General features: G+C 67.9%; 18 protein-coding genes. 9 read left to right on the forward strand and 9 right to left on the reverse strand.

The genetic code is table 11. The features are described from left to right. The first annotated feature begins 11 nt into the window (after positions 1-11). Both HEB94_RS28030 and HEB94_RS28035 read left to right on the forward strand, forming a co-directional pair. Positions 12-1070: a Gfo/Idh/MocA family protein gene (locus HEB94_RS28030; protein WP_192752662.1), complete on the forward strand. Its 1059-nt coding sequence runs from the start codon at positions 12-14 to the stop codon at positions 1068-1070. Positions 1071-1179: 109 nt separating this feature from the next. Continuing rightward, positions 1180-1647 carry a hypothetical protein gene (locus HEB94_RS28035; protein WP_192752663.1) on the forward strand — a complete coding sequence of 156 codons (468 nt, stop codon included), beginning with the start codon at positions 1180-1182 and terminating at the stop codon, positions 1645-1647. A 123-nt stretch (positions 1648-1770) separates the two neighbouring features. Here HEB94_RS28035 and HEB94_RS28040 read toward each other — a convergent pair whose 3' ends face one another. Together HEB94_RS28040 and HEB94_RS28045 are read right to left on the reverse strand one after the other, a co-directional pair. After that, positions 1771-2439 carry an SH3 domain-containing protein gene (locus tag HEB94_RS28040; RefSeq protein WP_192752664.1) on the reverse strand — a complete coding sequence of 223 codons (669 nt, stop codon included), beginning with the start codon at positions 2437-2439 and terminating at the stop codon, positions 1771-1773. Positions 2440-2728: 289 nt separating this feature from the next. After that, a complete protein-coding gene (locus HEB94_RS28045) occupies positions 2729-2989 on the reverse strand; it encodes a hypothetical protein (protein WP_192757209.1) in 261 nt (86 codons plus the stop codon). Between the two features lie 39 nt (positions 2990-3028). Between HEB94_RS28045 and HEB94_RS28050 the strand changes: the two genes are divergently transcribed. Next, a complete protein-coding gene (locus HEB94_RS28050) occupies positions 3029-3268 on the forward strand; it encodes a TOBE domain-containing protein (protein ID WP_337918031.1) in 240 nt (79 codons plus the stop codon). A 36-nt stretch (positions 3269-3304) separates the two neighbouring features. Here HEB94_RS28050 and HEB94_RS28055 read toward each other — a convergent pair whose 3' ends face one another. Together HEB94_RS28055 and HEB94_RS28060 are read right to left on the reverse strand one after the other, a co-directional pair. Beyond that, complete coding sequence (locus HEB94_RS28055) at positions 3305-3808, reverse strand: ATP-binding protein (protein ID WP_192752665.1); 504 nt, start codon at positions 3806-3808, stop codon at positions 3305-3307. A 68-nt stretch (positions 3809-3876) separates the two neighbouring features. Further along, on the reverse strand, positions 3877-5079 hold the full coding sequence (locus tag HEB94_RS28060; protein WP_238361649.1) for an MFS transporter: 1203 nt from the start codon (positions 5077-5079) through the stop codon (positions 3877-3879). A gap of 95 nt (positions 5080-5174) precedes the next feature. On the opposite strand from HEB94_RS28060, the gene HEB94_RS28065 reads away from it, so the two are divergent. Together HEB94_RS28065 and HEB94_RS28070 are read left to right on the forward strand one after the other, a co-directional pair. Further along, positions 5175-5768, forward strand: a complete 594-nt coding sequence (locus HEB94_RS28065; RefSeq protein WP_192752667.1) for a CGNR zinc finger domain-containing protein — start codon at positions 5175-5177, stop codon at positions 5766-5768. Between the two features lie 169 nt (positions 5769-5937). Further along, positions 5938-7839, forward strand: a complete 1902-nt coding sequence (locus HEB94_RS28070) for a glycoside hydrolase family 76 protein (protein WP_192752668.1) — start codon at positions 5938-5940, stop codon at positions 7837-7839. A gap of 33 nt (positions 7840-7872) precedes the next feature. On the opposite strand, the gene HEB94_RS28075 is transcribed toward HEB94_RS28070, so the two are convergent. Together HEB94_RS28075 and HEB94_RS28080 are read right to left on the reverse strand one after the other, a co-directional pair. After that, entirely contained in the window at positions 7873-8448 is a 576-nt protein-coding gene (locus HEB94_RS28075; RefSeq protein WP_192752669.1) for a cupin domain-containing protein, read from the reverse strand. Continuing rightward, positions 8445-9284: an alpha/beta fold hydrolase gene (locus HEB94_RS28080; protein WP_192752670.1), complete on the reverse strand. Its 840-nt coding sequence runs from the start codon at positions 9282-9284 to the stop codon at positions 8445-8447. Before HEB94_RS28080 ends, HEB94_RS28075 begins: the two co-directional genes overlap by 4 nt. 376 nt (positions 9285-9660) lie before the next feature. On the opposite strand from HEB94_RS28080, the gene HEB94_RS28085 reads away from it, so the two are divergent. The 3 genes from HEB94_RS28085 (at position 9661) to hisD (ending at position 12434) form a co-directional block, all read left to right on the forward strand. Next, on the forward strand, positions 9661-10101 hold the full coding sequence (locus HEB94_RS28085; RefSeq protein WP_192752671.1) for a YybH family protein: 441 nt from the start codon (positions 9661-9663) through the stop codon (positions 10099-10101). A gap of 288 nt (positions 10102-10389) precedes the next feature. Next, complete coding sequence (locus HEB94_RS28090) at positions 10390-11088, forward strand: endonuclease/exonuclease/phosphatase family protein (protein WP_192752672.1); 699 nt, start codon at positions 10390-10392, stop codon at positions 11086-11088. After that, entirely contained in the window at positions 11085-12434 is a 1350-nt protein-coding gene (hisD, locus tag HEB94_RS28095; RefSeq protein ID WP_192752673.1) for a histidinol dehydrogenase, read from the forward strand. Before HEB94_RS28090 ends, hisD begins: the two co-directional genes overlap by 4 nt. Positions 12435-12458: 24 nt before the next feature. Here the strand turns inward: hisD and HEB94_RS28100 are convergent, their stop codons facing one another. The 3 genes from HEB94_RS28100 to HEB94_RS28110 form a co-directional block, all read right to left on the reverse strand. Further along, the gene (locus HEB94_RS28100) at positions 12459-13352 is read right to left on the reverse strand and encodes a phosphatase PAP2 family protein (protein ID WP_192752674.1); all 894 of its coding nucleotides are present in this window, start codon (positions 13350-13352) and stop codon (positions 12459-12461) included. Positions 13353-13489: 137 nt separating this feature from the next. Next, entirely contained in the window at positions 13490-13693 is a 204-nt protein-coding gene (locus HEB94_RS28105; RefSeq protein WP_192752675.1) for a hypothetical protein, read from the reverse strand. After that, the gene (locus tag HEB94_RS28110) at positions 13690-14469 is read right to left on the reverse strand and encodes a COG4280 domain-containing protein (protein ID WP_192752676.1); all 780 of its coding nucleotides are present in this window, start codon (positions 14467-14469) and stop codon (positions 13690-13692) included. The genes HEB94_RS28105 and HEB94_RS28110 overlap by 4 nt, the downstream gene beginning before the upstream one ends. Before the next feature lie 95 nt (positions 14470-14564). Here HEB94_RS28110 and HEB94_RS28115 point away from each other — a divergent pair, with 95 nt between their 5' ends. Then, positions 14565-15299 carry a Chromate resistance protein ChrB gene (locus HEB94_RS28115; RefSeq protein ID WP_202896590.1) on the forward strand — a complete coding sequence of 245 codons (735 nt, stop codon included), beginning with the start codon at positions 14565-14567 and terminating at the stop codon, positions 15297-15299. Positions 15300-15322: the final 23 nt, after the last annotated feature.

Genomic DNA, 15322 nt, shown 5'->3' on the forward strand with positions numbered 1-15322 from the left:
CGAGGAGATTCATGCAGCAGGTCAAGATCGGCGTTGTGGGTACCGGAGGCATCGCCGGTTGTCATCTCAAGGCCTACCAGGGCAACCCGCGCGCCGAACTGGTCGCGGTCTGCGACATCAACGCCGACCGCGCCACCGCGACGGCCCAGCAGTGGGGAGCCAGCCGGTCCTACAGCGACCCGGCGGAACTGTTCGCCGACCCCGACGTCGACGCGGTGAGCATCTGCACCTGGAACAACACCCACGCCGAACTGGCAATCGCCGCGGTCGAGGCTGGCAAACACGTCCTGGTGGAGAAGCCGATGAGCCGCACCTACGCTGAGGCGCAGCGGCTCGAGGATGTGGTGAACGCGCACGACCGGGTCGTCCAGGTCGGTTTCGTCCGACGGCACTCCGCCAACTGCCGCGTACTGAAGTCGTTCATCGACGGCGGAGATCTTGGTGAGATCTACTACGCCAAGGCCAGCTGCATTCGACGGATGGGCAACCCGGGTGGCTGGTTCGCCAACAAGGCGATCTCCGGCGGCGGGCCGTTGATCGACATCGGCGTGCACGTGATCGACCTGTGCTGGTACCTGATGGGGACCCCCCGGGTCACCTCGGTCAGCGCCAACACCTACGAGAAGCTGGGCAACCGGTCCAACATCACCACCCTGCCGCGGTACAAGGTGGCCGACTACGACCCGACGAAGAACGACGTCGAGGACATGGCCAATGCCTTGATCAGGTTCGACAACGGGGCGTCGTTGATCATGGACACGTCCTTCTCGCTGCACGCGCCGGACGACTCGCTCGTGGTTTCGGTCTACGGGGACAAGGGCGGGGCGGACCTCGAGCCGAAACTGCAGATCGCGTCTGAGAGGCACGAGACGCTCCTGAAGGTGACGCCGCAGATCGGGTTCGAGGGGTTCGACCTCGACGACGGCTTCAGCCACGAGATCGAGAACTTCGTTGCAGCCTGTCTGGGTGAGGCCGAGAGCATCGCACCGGCCTGGCAGGGCGCGGAGATGATGAAGATCCTGGACGGCGTCTACACCTCCGCCGCCCAGGGCAAGGAGGTCCAGATCTAGCGCGGGACCGACCCTCTCGATGCTGGTGCGTTCACGTCCATGTCCGTGACCTGACCGTCGACCGGGGCTCGTCTCAGGAGCCAGCCATAACGCACAGGGGAGTCCAGGGATGATCGCAGCGAGGATTCGTGAGAGCGTCGGCGCGGGGAAGACCCGCCTGGTCGTCGCGGTGGCCGCGGCCGCCTTCGTGGCGGCGGCGTCACCGGCATCCGCGTCGACCGACGACGGATTCGCAGCGGTGACAACACCCGCATCCGCTGACGGGGTCAACTGCGGAGCGGCTTTCTTCATCGATTATGGTCCGGGCGCCGAGGGCGGTGGAGACAACGATGATTACGTCTACATCGTTGATGCCTGCGGCGACTCTCATGGCGTCAAGGCGTGGGCATGGAACGGCAGCAAGTTGCTTGGTTCGAAGTATCTCGGCACCGGCGCGTCGACGCACACAGTCTGGGACCCGTTCCCCAACGTCGTCCCGGGTGAACTGGTGGGCCTGAAAGTCTGTCTCGTCGACGGCAGCAACGATCAGACTCCCTTCCAGTGCGGAACGGCCTCGCACAGAAGCGTCGACGGATGATCCAAGCCGCCCCTGCGGCAGCCAGCGTAGGGGCGGGTTAGACCGGCGGCGCGGGAGGGACCAGTCGACGACCGGCGGACGAGGGTGGCGGTCAGCCCGCCACCCTCGTTTGCCGAGGCGCCGTCAGCAGTACGGCGGCGCCGAGCCGACGTTCGACACGTACCGCGCGGCGACCCACTGACCACCGCTGTCGCCGGTGAGTTGGTACCAGCGGGAGTTGCCGTCGATCACCTGGCTGTCGACCTTGCAGACCAGGGGCAGGAGTGTGCCCTGCGGTGCCGACGACACTGTCGCGTTGGCTGTGTTCGGGCCGCTGCGGATATTCAGGAACGACAGGGCCCGTCCTTCGTACTCCCGTCCGTCGCCGCAGAACCGCGGCGCCGGCCCGATGTTGGCGACGTAACGCGCCGTCACCCACCTCCCGGTGGACAGCTTGTACCAGCGTGTGTTGCCGTCCACGGACGGCCCGAACACCTTGCACTGAATGTTGACCGTCGCCCCAGAGCGGAGCGTGCCCACGTCGGCAGCGGCCGACGTCGGCGCACTCCGGACGTTGAGCGTCGCGGTGACCCTGCCCTGGTAGGTCGTCGCTGCGTGAGCCTGCGGCGCGACGGCCAACATGCCCGCCGACAGCACGATCGTCGACGCGGCCGCGACGACGACCCCACCGACGCGGCGGTTCGTCACTTGGAGGTGGGCTCGCCCGCGTAGGGCTGCCACGCGCTCGCGGATGTGGACACCAAGCCGCCTGCGGCGGGCGCTGGCGGTGATACCGATGCGATGACTCAACATGCGCCTCTCCCCGAATGATCGCCGTACTTCGGCTCTGTGCAGACGCCTGAAAGTGCAAGAGCCCCCGTGGCTGGGTGGGAATGTCGCACTGAGTGTAGTTCGGATGACGTATCGCCTAACCATATTTTGGTCATAGATACAGTCGATCTGAGTTATTGGCCGCCGGATGCCTGCCGAGCAGATCAACGAAGGTGTGGCGACCAGTCGGCTCCTGCATGAATGGAGATCTTGTTCGCGTGCAGGTGGTGTGTCGCGGATCGAACCGACCAGGCTTCCGACTCGTCCACCTTCACGTCGCCGGCCTGTGTCGTGAGCCGCTCCGACGAATGCGCTGCGAGATAACGCCCCAGGCCGCCGCGACCGGGCGCGTCCATGTCCACCAGTAGGCGATTCCGGTCGCCAGGGACCCGACGAACGCCGCGACCGGGTGACCCCACAGCAGTTCGAGTGCCTGCCAGTGGATGACGTAGATGTACAGCGACGCCGCCGCGAGCACCTGGACGATCGGCACGAGAGCGGCCGGGAGGCGGGTCACCGGTCGCCAGAGCATGAGCAGGACGAACGCGATCGTGAGGCCGTCGCGGGTGAGGTGCTCATCCGGCCCGAGCAGCTACGCCTCGGCGATCCGGCCGCGTCCGCGTGCGTCGCCGAGGTGACGCGTACCGCGTTCGACGGCCACGACGCACTCGTCGAGCTGCGCCTCGAGGCCCACGCGGGCGGCGACGCCAACGTCTGCGCCCGCACCCTGGGTGGTGAGACCCCGCCGGTCGGGTCGCGTGTCGTTGGCGAGCCGCACGTCATCGGCATCCACGATGCCCCTGCTCGGTGAGCCAGCAAGAATCGGACGCACACAAGGTGACATTCGTCATCGCGCCGACCACATCGCGGCCAGTTCCTCCACCAGCCGTCGAAGCGGGAGGCAGGTGGCGTCGAGCTCCGTGTCGACGTCGAGGCCTGCGGCCGCGTCCTCGGCGTGCAGCCGCTCGAACTCCGCGGCTGTCAGGTGTACCGGCCGGGTCGCTGCCCGCCGCCGGGCTTCCTCCGGACTGACCCGCAGGCGTACGACCAGGCATCCGGGCAGCAACTCCCGGTAGACCGCGAGCGTCCGCGCCGTCACGACGTCGGCGACCACGGTCGAGAAACCCGCCGCGCCCAACTGTCGCGCCAGCAGGCAGGCGTTGCGGACGCCGAGCAGTTGCTGGCGGATTCCTTCCGGACCGTGCCAGGGAGCCGCGTGCCCGGCGACGACGAGGTGCCGGATGTCGTCCACGTCGACGTACGCCCCCTGCCGCAGCGACGCGGCCAACGCGCGGCCGGCCGTCGTCTTGCCCACAGCCGGCGGCCCGGTCAGCACCAACGGAACCCGCACCCGGTCGACTGTGCCAGAAACCGACCGACCGACCGACAGCCTGCGGCGAGCGAGCTCGCGAGCGGCGCCTACGCGGCGGGACGCGTACGCGAACCGGAGGTCGAGCGTCTGCTCTGGGTGGTCTGGGTCAGCTGTCGCCGGATGGTGGGTTGGAGGAGGGCGAGTGTCGCCGCGGTCAGTGCGCACGCGGTCCAGAGGGTGGCGGGGCCCGAAGCGGCGAGGAGCTGGATTCCGACGAGTGGTGCGATGGTGCCGGCAACGCCCCAGCTGACGCCGTAGGCGGCGAGGTAACGAGCACGGAGATGCTCGGGGGCCACGGAGGCGACGATGGCTTGAGTGTGGCCGAGCAGGATGAGTTGGCCCAGGCTCCAGAGCGCGGCGGCCCCCACGAAGGTCGACAGGCTCCTGGCGAAGCCGTTGGCGAGCAGTCCGGCGCCGAGGAGGGCATAACCGAGCGTCATCACGCGGAAGGTGTCGAGTCCGCGCAGCATGCGGGCGCGTAGGAGTCGCTGCCCGACCACCAGGGTGATCGCGGAGGCGCTGAGCACGATCCCGGCGGACGAGGCCGGTAGGTCGCGTTGGAGCAGCGTGAGGGGGAGTGTCGTTGTCAGCTGCAGATAGAGGACGGCGAACGCCGTTCCGGTGGCCAGCAGGATCAGGAGCCGCTGATCGCGCCAGGGGGACCCTCCGACTTCGGGGACTCGTTCGGGTTCGGTCTTCGGGGTCCGGGTGTGACGCGGGAGAGCCGCGGCGATGAGTGCGGCGCAGGCGAGACAGGTGGCTGCGTCGATCGCGAAGAGCCAGCGCAGGTTCCAGTGGCTGACGAGGGAGGCGAGCAGGCCCGCGGCCACGGCCGCGGTCCCCATCACGGCGCCGAAGAGGATGTACGCGGCGGGGCGGTTGGCCGGCTGGGTGAGGTCGGCGACGACGGCCTGGCTGGGTGGCTCGTAGATCTCGAACATCAGTCCCAGGAGGGCGACCGCCGCGACCGCCGACCAGAGGTCCTGCGCGAGCGCGATCAGGATCTGTGCGATGGCGCATCCGACCAGCCCGATCACGATCGTGCGCTTCCGTCCGAGGCGGTCCGCGAGCTGGCCGCCGACCAGTCGGGAGGGGATCGTGGCCACCCCGAACAGCGCGAGCACGAGGCTGGCGACGGGGAGGCTCGCGCCGAGCTCGACGGTCAGCACCACAGCGAGGAAGGGGAGGGTGAACGCACCGAGCTGGTTCACCGCGCGGGCGATCGCGAGCAGGCGAACGGCGGGCGGCAATCCAAGCCACGAGGTCGGTGGGTGGGACCTCCTCCCGGCGTGACTGGTCAACGGTCTATGGTTGGTCACGACGAGGGAGCCTAACGAGTGAGGGAGTGACTGGTCAATTGAAGTTCGATAGTCATATCCTCGTGGTGCTGACCGCCGCCGCCCAGCTCGTCAACCGCCTGACGCCTGGTCACTGCGGCGGTGCGGAGGTGGCCGCTCCCCGAGGTGCCGCACAGGTGAACGCCGTCGCCACCGCCCTCGCCGATGCGCTCGGCGAGGAGAGACCGCCGGACGTGACCGCCTCGGACGCTCGTGGCCTCGCCGACGTCGCGGCGAGGATGCGAGTGGTGTTCGAGGCGGCGAGCTCAGGTGCCACGGACCTGGCGGCCACGACGGTCAACGCGTTGCTGCTCGAGACCAGGGCGCGTCCGCAGCTCGATCGCACCGACCTCGGTTGGAACCTGCACTTCCACGGCGCCAAGGACACCCTCGCCACCGGATGGGCGGCCGGGTGCGCGGCGGGCCTCGCCGTCGCGCTCGGCAGCGACCTGGCCGGCAGACTCGGCGTGTGTGCCGCGGCGGCCTGCGACCGGGTCTTCGTCGACACCTCACGCAACGGCACCCGCAGGTTCTGCTCGCCCCAGTGCCAGAGCCGCGTCAAGGCGGCAGCGCACCGAGCCCGGCAGGCTGACCGGGTCTGATCGTTCACCACGGGCCCGGCTACTCGTCCGGTGCTGGCCTGCTCCTGCCGTGGCCGACTCTTTCACCTGTCTTTACACGCGTTCGACCCCGCACCACACTCGTGCGGGGCGCGCGGAGAGGCTTCCATGTGCCGGCTGCTGACGGAGTTTCGAGGGGGCGGGTCGAGTCATGTCCACGGTGCCTACACGTCGTCGACTCATAACCGTCCTGGTCGGACTCGTCGCCGTGATCATCGGCTTGGCGCCGGCCGCTGCCGCGCACGCCGAACGGGCCGACACCAAAGCGGCCGACGGTCCGACCGCGGTGGCGCGAGCACGCGTCGCGGCCGACGTGTTGATGTCCTCCTACGATCCGGTGAAGGCGTGGTTCCCTTCCAGCTGGTGGAACTCGGCCGTCGCGCTTCAGACCATCGGCGACTACATGCAGCGGACGGGCGACCGGCGCTACCTGCCGCAGTTGGACAACACGTTCGAGAAGGACAAGGGCGAGTTCCCGGCGGGGGAGTTGTCCGGCGATGAGCTGTGGGGCAACTTCACCAGTCGCGCCATCGACGACTCCGAATGGTGGGGCCTGACCTGGATCCAGGCCTACGACCTCACCGGTGATCACAAGTACCTCGACATGGCGGTGAAGATCGCCGAGTTCGCCCACGACTACTGGGATCCGAGCACCTGCGGTGGCGGCGTCTGGTGGAGCGCGGAGAAGACGTACAAGAACGCGGTGACCAACGGACTGTTCATCCGGCTGACCGCCGAACTGCACAACCGCATCCCCGGTGACGAGCGCTGGCTGGCCCGGTCGCAGTCCGCGTGGGACTGGTTCGTCGCCAGCGGCATGATCAACTCCTCGGGGCTGGTCAACGACGGCTTGAACGACGACTGTCAGAGCAACGGGCAGACCGTGTGGACCTACAACCAGGGGCTGGCCATCGGCTCGGCGCTCGAGTTGTGGCGGGCGACCGGCGACCCGCAACTGCTGAGCACGGCGCGTCGGCTCGCCGATGCGGCGATCGATGGGGGACTGACCACCGACGGCGTACTGACCGAGGCCTGTGACGCGCTTGATCGGACCTGCGACGACAACGCCAAGCAGTTCAAGGGGATCTTCCTGCGCTACCTGATGGATCTGGCCGACGTCACCCATGCTGACCATTACCAGGCGTTCGTGATCGGGCAGGCCGCGACCATCTGGGAGCAGGATCACGACGCCGCCGATCGTCTCGGTACGCGCTGGGCCGGCGGCACCAGCACCGAGCACCCCAACGTGTTCGACTGGCGTACCCAGGCCAGTGCACTGAGCGCCTTGCTCGCCGTGGTTCCGGTGCCGGCGCCGATGCGCTCGTTGGCGGCGACCACCTCACCGGCCCAGCCGGTCGTCATGCCCGCAAAGAGCGGCGCCACCAAGGTCAGGATCACCATCGGGGTGTCGGCCACCGGTCCGGCTTCGCGGCCGGTGACTGCCCGGGTGAGAGTCAAGGCGCCGGACGGTTGGACCGTCTCGCCCAGCACCGGGAAGGTCATCCTGCGCCCGCGGGGCAGCGAGCCGGTCAACGGCACGTTCCCGGTGGAGGTGACGGTCCCGGCGACTGCCGAGGACGGTCACCACGACGTGTCGGCAATGGTCGTCGCCGACCCGGGGGTGTCCTTCAGTACACGGTCCGACGTGCTCGTCTCGCACAAGATCGACTTCGACACCGGCACGTCCGAGGAGACGCCGTGGCTGTGGGACGCCGACGGCTCCCAGAGCAACGGCATCCAGAACCGCTTCGCCGACGGCAACCACTACTTCGTCTACAGGTTCCCGTTCCCGGCTGAGACCGTCACGGCCCGGTCCACCCTCACCATCGACAACGAGTACGTCGTCGAGGCCAGCCCCGACGGTGAGCACTGGACCATCGTCTCGAAGGAGGACCAGCGCGTCACCGACGGCAGCAACAAGGCCGACCAGGCGATCGACCTGACTCCCTACCTCGGTCAGGACAAGGCGGTCTATCTGCGGGTGTCGGACGCCTTCCCCGAAGACGGCTGGGGCGGCCGCGTCTACCACGTCACCGCCGACACCACCGAGTAGGCCGAGGCCCCCCGGGCGGCCGCACCGGCCCTGTCAGGGGAGGAAGACCGTGCCGCTTCTTCTGAAGGACTCCATCACTGCCTCGTTGAATCGTTCCTCTCCCCAAGGCTCCTGATGGACGCCCCGTTGAGGTTCGTCGCCGTGCTCCAGGAACACTTCCTCACTTCCTCCAGCCGGGGTGTAGAAGAAGAGGAGCTTCGCGGGTTCGAGCACCGTGTTGACGAAACGGTGGCGGGTGTTCGGAGGTACGAAGAAGATGTCGCCGGCATGACCGGCAAAGGTGGTGTCACCGTCCAGAAACTCAAGCTCGCCGGACACCAGGTAGAACGTCTCGCTCTGCTTGTCGTGCGTGTGGGCTACGGAGCCACCGCCCGGAGGTACCCATGCCTCCACGAAACCGATGGCGCCGTTCGTCTGGTTGGCCCTCAGCTTCATGGTGTAGAGGTCGGCTCCGAACCATCTGGCAGGCCCTTCGCCCGTGGGTACGTACACACCGCCTCGGTGGGTGTATCGAGGGTCGTCGTGTCCGACGTTGTCGAAGAGAGTCACGAGACTGCGCCTTCTGTTCGAATGGATTCTGTGAGCGGCGGCGCCTGCCGCCACCGTCATTCAAAGAACGAGGTCAGTTCACGTACGAGATCATCCGGCCGCTCCTCCGCCAGATAGTGACCAGCGCCCTGGAACTCGACGAAACGGGGATCCTTCACTCTGCCTTTGAGTGCGGCGGTCATGAAGTCGTAGTACATCCCACCGAGCACGAGGAACGGAATGTCGAGTTCGGGGTATTCGGCAGCGTCCTCGATGTCTTGCTGGATCGTCTTGTACCATCCGTTTCCCGCCCGAATGGCGGCCGGTGAATCGTAGGCCGTCGCGTACAGGGAGCGGGTCTCCTCGCTGAAAGCGCTCGGGTCGGACTCGTACTCGATCAGCCAGTCCAGGAGGACCCGGAAGCGTCCAGCGAGTAGGTCCTCGGGGAGTTGGTCGACGTGGTTGAAGGGGAACCACCACATGTTCGGCACGCCTTCTCGCGGCATGAGGCGCATGTCGTTGAAGAGTTCAGTGGGATGGAACCCCTCCCAGAGGGCGACTTTGCGGGTCACCTCGGGATGGTTGGCGGCAAGGCTGTAGGCGACCATCGCGCCGATGTCCTCGCCTGCAAGGTTGACCGAACCAAGGTCCAGAGAACGGACAAGTCCGTGAATGTCGGCAGCCATGGTCTTCTTGTCGTATCCCGAATCGGGTTTGTCGGAATCACCCATACCGCGAAGATCCACGGCGATGACCCGGTGTCGTTCAGAAAGTGCCGGCATCATCTTGTGGAACTGCCACCACGTTCGTGGCCAGCCAGGCAACAGCACCAACGGGTCGCCTTGGCCGCCAACCACATAGTGCAGACGTATTCCGTTCACATCAGCGAAATGATCTGTGAATCCGTCGATCCGCATCCAAAGGCCCCGATCGATGCATGACAGAACGTGGCGCTCACAGCTTGCCCTTGCACGGCGCCATCGCGGACCTGATCAGCGCAGGGCTTGGCATCGGTCTCGTCCCCGCCGCCGGGTGCGCCACGGCGCGCGGCGACAGTCCGGCGAACCCCAAGAGTAACGCCGATGACCGGCCCGCGGGGTGGGCGCGACACGCCTCGGGTCCTGGCCACCCTCGTAGGGCGGCCTGGGTCACACCTGGCCGGGTGAAGCTTGCCGGCGTTGCGCCATGGCCGAGATGTGCGCGCTGTGCCGCGCCACCTGACATCCGGAGGTGCTGTGTCGTCGTACCAGTGAGAAGCCAAGGTTCCGCATCGAACGGATGGGATGGGTAGCGATGCCTACGCAGCGCGAGGTAGACGAAGCCAGGATCAGGCAGCAGGTCGGCCTGATAGTCGAGGGACTTCGAGCCAAGGATCTCGAGGGTTTGAAGCAGCTCTACGCGACGGACGTGGTGTCCTTCGACGTCGAACCGCCGCTGCAGCATGTGGGGATAGAGGCGAAACTGAAGAACTGGGCGAAGGCGTTCACGTTCTTCCAGGAGATGTCCTACGAGGTCCGCGACCTGACGCTCACCGTGGGCGATGAGGTCGCTTTCGGGCACTGCTTCGGTCGGCTCAGCGGCACGCTGAAGAACGGTACGGCGACGAGTGGTATGTGGGTCCGGGTCACTTTCTGCTTCCAGAAGATCGACGGCAGTTGGTTGATCGCGCACGACCAGGTCTCCGTGCCGTTCGACATGCCGAGCGGCAAGGGAGTGACCGACCTCGAGCCCTGACGAGCCACGGAAGTTTCGCGATGCCGCCCGGTGGTGCACTTCAGCCAGTAGCAAGCCGTTATCCCCGCACGGTCCGCCTGCGCGACCTCGCGGCGGACCTCTCCTCGGGGAGGACCGACAGTAGCGCAAGGATTGCGGCCTTGTTCGCGTGTCTTTCATCTCGGGTTGCAGTCGTACCTGTTGCCTTGGGCCGACTCCACTCCGGAAGATCCACCATCGCCCGCCAGTCGTTCCCCGAGGACGGCTGGCCGGGCGTCATTCCGGCCCGATCATCGTGAATGAGGAGAGATGAAGACGAGGAAAGCGCTGCGCCGGCTCGTCGTCCTCGCCGACCTGCTCGACATGCACGCCTACTTCAGCCCGGTGCAGGAAGACTCCTCGCAGGGCGAGGGGCTGCCGCGCTGCCAGATCGGTAACGCGGTGTTCTCGCGGTACCCGATCCTCGAGGCGGACTGCGAGATCCTGCCCTGGACGCTGGACTATCAGCGCGGAGTGCAGGACCTGTTGGTCAACGTTCGTGGCGCACCTCTGCGGATCTACAACACCCATTTGCAGAACAACCCCACCAGCCCCCAGGCGAAGCAGGACCGCACCGACCAGGTACGCGCGATCCTGGCCTGTGCGGGCGAACTCGAAGAACCCACGGTTCTCACCGGCGACCTCAACTCCAACCCTGACTGGAGCGAGATCCAGCCGCTGTTCGGTGTGTTCGGGACAGTTGGGTTGCCGGCGGCGACGGTGGGCCCGGGTACACGCTGGACGGTCGGCGCATCGACTACGTGTTGCACTCGAGCGACATCGGGGTGCGGCGTACGCAGGTTGTACCTGTCGTCCCCAGCGACCACGAGCAGGTTGTCAGCGACCTTCTGCTGCCTGCCCGACAGCGCGGGCGGCACTGACCCGATTCGACCGAACCGGTGCGTCCGGCGCGCCTGGAGGAAATCGGTATCCGGGGCAGCGCCGTTGTGGCTATCCTCCGGCGGGTGACTGGGAATGTGGGCGTGGCGGATCTGCGGTTGGTCGACTGGGGCACGGCGGCGGCTGAGGAGCGTCATCGGATCCTGGCCCGGGGCGGCGACCACGCAGGTGTGGGCGAGGGCCTGCGCTCGGCGATCGCGGACATCGTGGAGGACGTCCGCAGCCGTGGGGACGCCGCCCTGGTCGACGCGCTCGGCGGGTTCGACAAGATGAACCTGCCCGTCGAGGGGCTGCGGGTGAGCGAGGAGGAGTTCGACGCCGCCCGCGCCGCGGTGAGCGAACCTCTGGTGGAGGCGATCCGCACCTCGATCGCACAGGTACGGGCATTCAACGAGTTGATCGTGCAGCGTGCATCCTGGACGGCGCGGCCCAGGCCGGGGTTGGTCGTCGGCGAGCAGGCCGCGGCGATCCCCTCGGTCGGGCTGTATGTCCCCTCCGGCAAGGGCTCCTTCCCGTCTGTGCTGATCCAGATCGCCACGCCCGCGGTGGTCGCCGGTGTGGATCGGATCGTGGTGATGGTCGCGCCGGTGCCCGGCGGCGCCGGCCAAGTCGACCCGGCGACTCTGGTCGCCGCGCGGGAACTCGGGCTCACCGAGGTGTACCGCAGTAACGGCCCGGCCGGGATCGCCGCCCTGGCCAGTGGCACGGAGACGGTGGCCAAGGTGCGGAAGATCGTCGGCCCTGGCTCGCCCGCGGTGACCTGCGCACAGCTGGAGGTTCAGCGGCTGGGTTGCGTGGTGGAGGTCGGCTTCGGCCCCACCGACGCCCTGATCGTGGCAGACGACAGCGCCGACCTGCGCTGGCTGGCCGCCGACCTGATCAACGAGGCCGAGCACGGAGCGGACTCCTCCGCGGTCCTGGTCTCTACCTCCCGCGCCGTACTGGAAGGCGTCCGCGAACACGTCGCACAGCAGGTGGCCGAACTGCCCGAGCCGCGCCGTACGTATGCGAGGACGTCGATCGCGGTCAACGGCGGCCTGGTGTTCGCCAGTAGCCGCGAGGAGGCGATGGAGGTGGCCAACGCGTACGCACCGGAGCACTTGCAACTGGCCGTCGCCGACCCCGAGGAGTGGCTGCCGCTCGCGCGCTACGCGGGCACGGTCCTGCTCGGGCAGTGGACCACCTTCGCGGCTTCCAACTTCGCTATCGGTACCCCTGCCACGCTGCCGACCACCGGGTTCGCGCAGGTCTCCAGCGGCGTGACGGCCAGCACCTATCTGGTCCGGGCGGCGGTCGCACACGTGGACGAGAGCGAGTTCCGGCGGTTGGCCCCGGTGGTGACGGCACTGGCCCACCACGAAGGCTTTCCGGCGCACGCCGCGACTGTGACCGTCCGCCAACCCGACAACGCGTAAAAAGGAGAGCCGGCCGGCCGGCGTTCAGGCGCGGGCCGTGGCCGGTGTCGATGGCCGCAAACCACGGGTTGACGGCCGGGGCGTTCGAGATCGGCTTCTGCCGGCGACCGAACATGGAACGCGGTCTTCGCCGCCGGCCTTCGGACCTGGTGTCGGACCGGCTCCGCCGGCCGGTTCGCCACGCTGGGCGCCGGCCAGCCCTCGTGGCGGCCGTTGCACCACCGATATGCCCACGACGAGAATCGTGAGCCAGCTGATCCCGATCGCCCAGGCGGCCAGTACGTCAGACAGGTAGTGAACGCCGAGGTAGACGCGGGAGCTGCTGACGCCGAGGGCGAGCAGCGCCGCTCCCGACCACAGGGCCATGCGTCCTCCTCGGCTCCGCACGGTCGCCGTCGCCATGAAGGCGATCACGCCGAACGTGACGACGGCGCCCGCGGCGTGCCCGGAGGGGAACGAGTAGCCGGACGCGGCCTCGATCGCCACCGAGGAGGACGGACGTTCCCGGTCCACGAGGTTCTTGACGACGTTGACCAGGACACGCACACCGCCGTACGCGACCAGGGCGATCAGAATCGGTTGGAGGCTCCGGCCGCGCCAGGCCAGGAGGCACCCCGCGACGGCGACGATCACCGCGAGGACGTTCGGCGCGCCGATCTCCGTCAGACCCAGGAACACGTCGCTCATCCCGGTGTGACGATTCGCGGCGACGAGCCCTGTGACATCCCGGTCGAAGAAGGTGATGCCGTCGGCTTCGGTGACGTCGTCGAGCAGCCGAGCGAAGCTCGCGATGCAGACGAGGAGGACAAGGACGCCCAGTGCGACGGTCCGGTGCACCGTGGTCGCCGCGAGACCGCGTAACCGCGCCAGCCAGTTCGACTGGCCCGAGGTGGGCGGTTCGGCGGATCGATTGCGCATCTGGGCCCTCCGGCGAACGGAAGGCGCGCACACAGCCACTCGACCGGCCGGACGTCCGTTCGATCACCTCCTTCCCGGCGGGCGCACGGGCTACACCGGTGGGCCCCAACGCCGTCGGCGTCGGCGCTCGATGAGGGTCAGTGTCGGCGCGTCGCTCGGCGCAGGCTCAGCGTCAGGAGAAGGACGAGCGCCACCGGGAGCACCCACCATGCCGGTACGCCCGCCGTGGACATCCCGAAGGTGAGTCCGAGGGCGACGACGACGCCGAGAGCGACGCGCCAGTCGTCGCCGACGAGGAAGTCGTACCAGAACAGTCCGAACATGCGGAGTCTGGCGATCATGTCTGCGCCTCGATCCTTGAGTCATGGGAGGTCGCCGCACCCTTGTCGGTCCGTCGTTGCCGGCGCAGCAGAGCCACCAGGGCGAGCGAGACGAGGGCGATCGCGGGAATGAGCACCAGCAGCGCGGCGTCGCCGCCGGGCCAGTCCGCCCGGGCGCCCTCCGCGCCCCAGAACGCTCCGAAGCCGGTGAGCATCACCCCGACGACGAACTTCATGGTGTTCTCGGGCACTCGTGCCAGCGGGGCGCGCACGGCCACGCCCGCGACGACCACGACGAGGATGGCCGCGACCGCGGCGACGGCGGCCAGCGGCACGTCGTGCTGGTTGCTGCCGAAGGTGAGGGCGATGAAGGCGACCTCGAGGCCTTCGAGGAGCACCGCCTTGAACGACAGGGTGAAGGCGTACCAGTCCGAGACCCCGAAGCGGCCGCCGGTCGGTGCGCTGCGCGCGGCCGCGAGCTCGGTGCGGAAGATCTCGTCCTCGTCGTGCAAGGCCTTGTAGCCGCTGGCCCGCAGGATCGCCTTGCGCAGCCACTGCAGGCCGAAGATCAGCAGGATGGCGCCCACGATCAACCGCAGGCCGCCCAACGGCAGCGCGGAGACGGCGGGACCGAGCGCGGCCACGATGACGGCGAGCACACCGACGCCCGCCCCTACTCCGAGCAGGGCGGAGCGCCAGCCCCTCGCGGTGCCGGCGGCCAACACGATCGTGGTCGCCTCGACGGCTTCGACCACACAGGCAAGGAAGACGGCGACGAACAGCGCGCTGGCACTCATGAACGATGATCTCCTGTCGCGCGCGGAGGTGGACGAACGTTCAGCGGCGAGCGTAACAGCCGTTACTCCCACGGTGACAGTGGAGCCGGGGAGGCATGGTCGACGTGCGGGACGAACGCGACAAAGCACGCTCGGCAGAGTGCCGTCCGGGCACGGAGGCTCAGTCCGGTTTCGACCGCCTCTCTAGACTTCGAGGCATGGCCCGCCGCACCGCGAAGACCGCCGCCGCCGACCCAGCGCCCACCGACACAGCGTCGTCCGGGTCGAAGGCGTCCGATCCGAAAGCGCGCGACACGAAGGCACCCGGCTGGCTCGTGTTGGTCTACCGCATCCCCTCAGAGCCGACCCGGTTGCGTGCGACGGTCTGGCGCAGACTCAAGGGACTGGGCGCGATCTATCTGCAGAACTCCGTCGCCGCGCTACCAGCCGGAACCGCGTCCGAGCGGGCGCTGCGCAAGTTGCGCCACGAGATCCTCGAGATGTCAGGCACCGCGGTGCTGATGTCCTGTACCACCCTCCTCGGCGAGGCGGACGTCCTCGCTGCCTTCCAGGCGGCGCGCGACGACGAGTACGAAGAGATCGTCGACAAGTGCCAGGACTTCCTGGCCGGCATCGAGAAGGAGTTCACAGCCGAGCACTTCACCTTCGCCGAGCTCGAGGAGAACGAGGTCGACCACCAGAAGCTGGTCAACTGGCTGGCGAAGGTCGTGGCTCGAGACGCCTTCGGTGCGCCCGGACGGGCTGACGCCGACGAGGCGCTGGCGAGGTGTGGGGAAGAGCTCGAACGCTACGCGGCGCGCGTCTACGCCGAAGAGACCGATGGGCACTAGGGTGCGGCTCCCGAATCCCGCCT

This window comes from Actinopolymorpha pittospori, assembly GCF_014873875.1.
GTDB classification, from domain to species: Bacteria; Actinomycetota; Actinomycetes; order Propionibacteriales; family Actinopolymorphaceae; genus Actinopolymorpha; species Actinopolymorpha pittospori.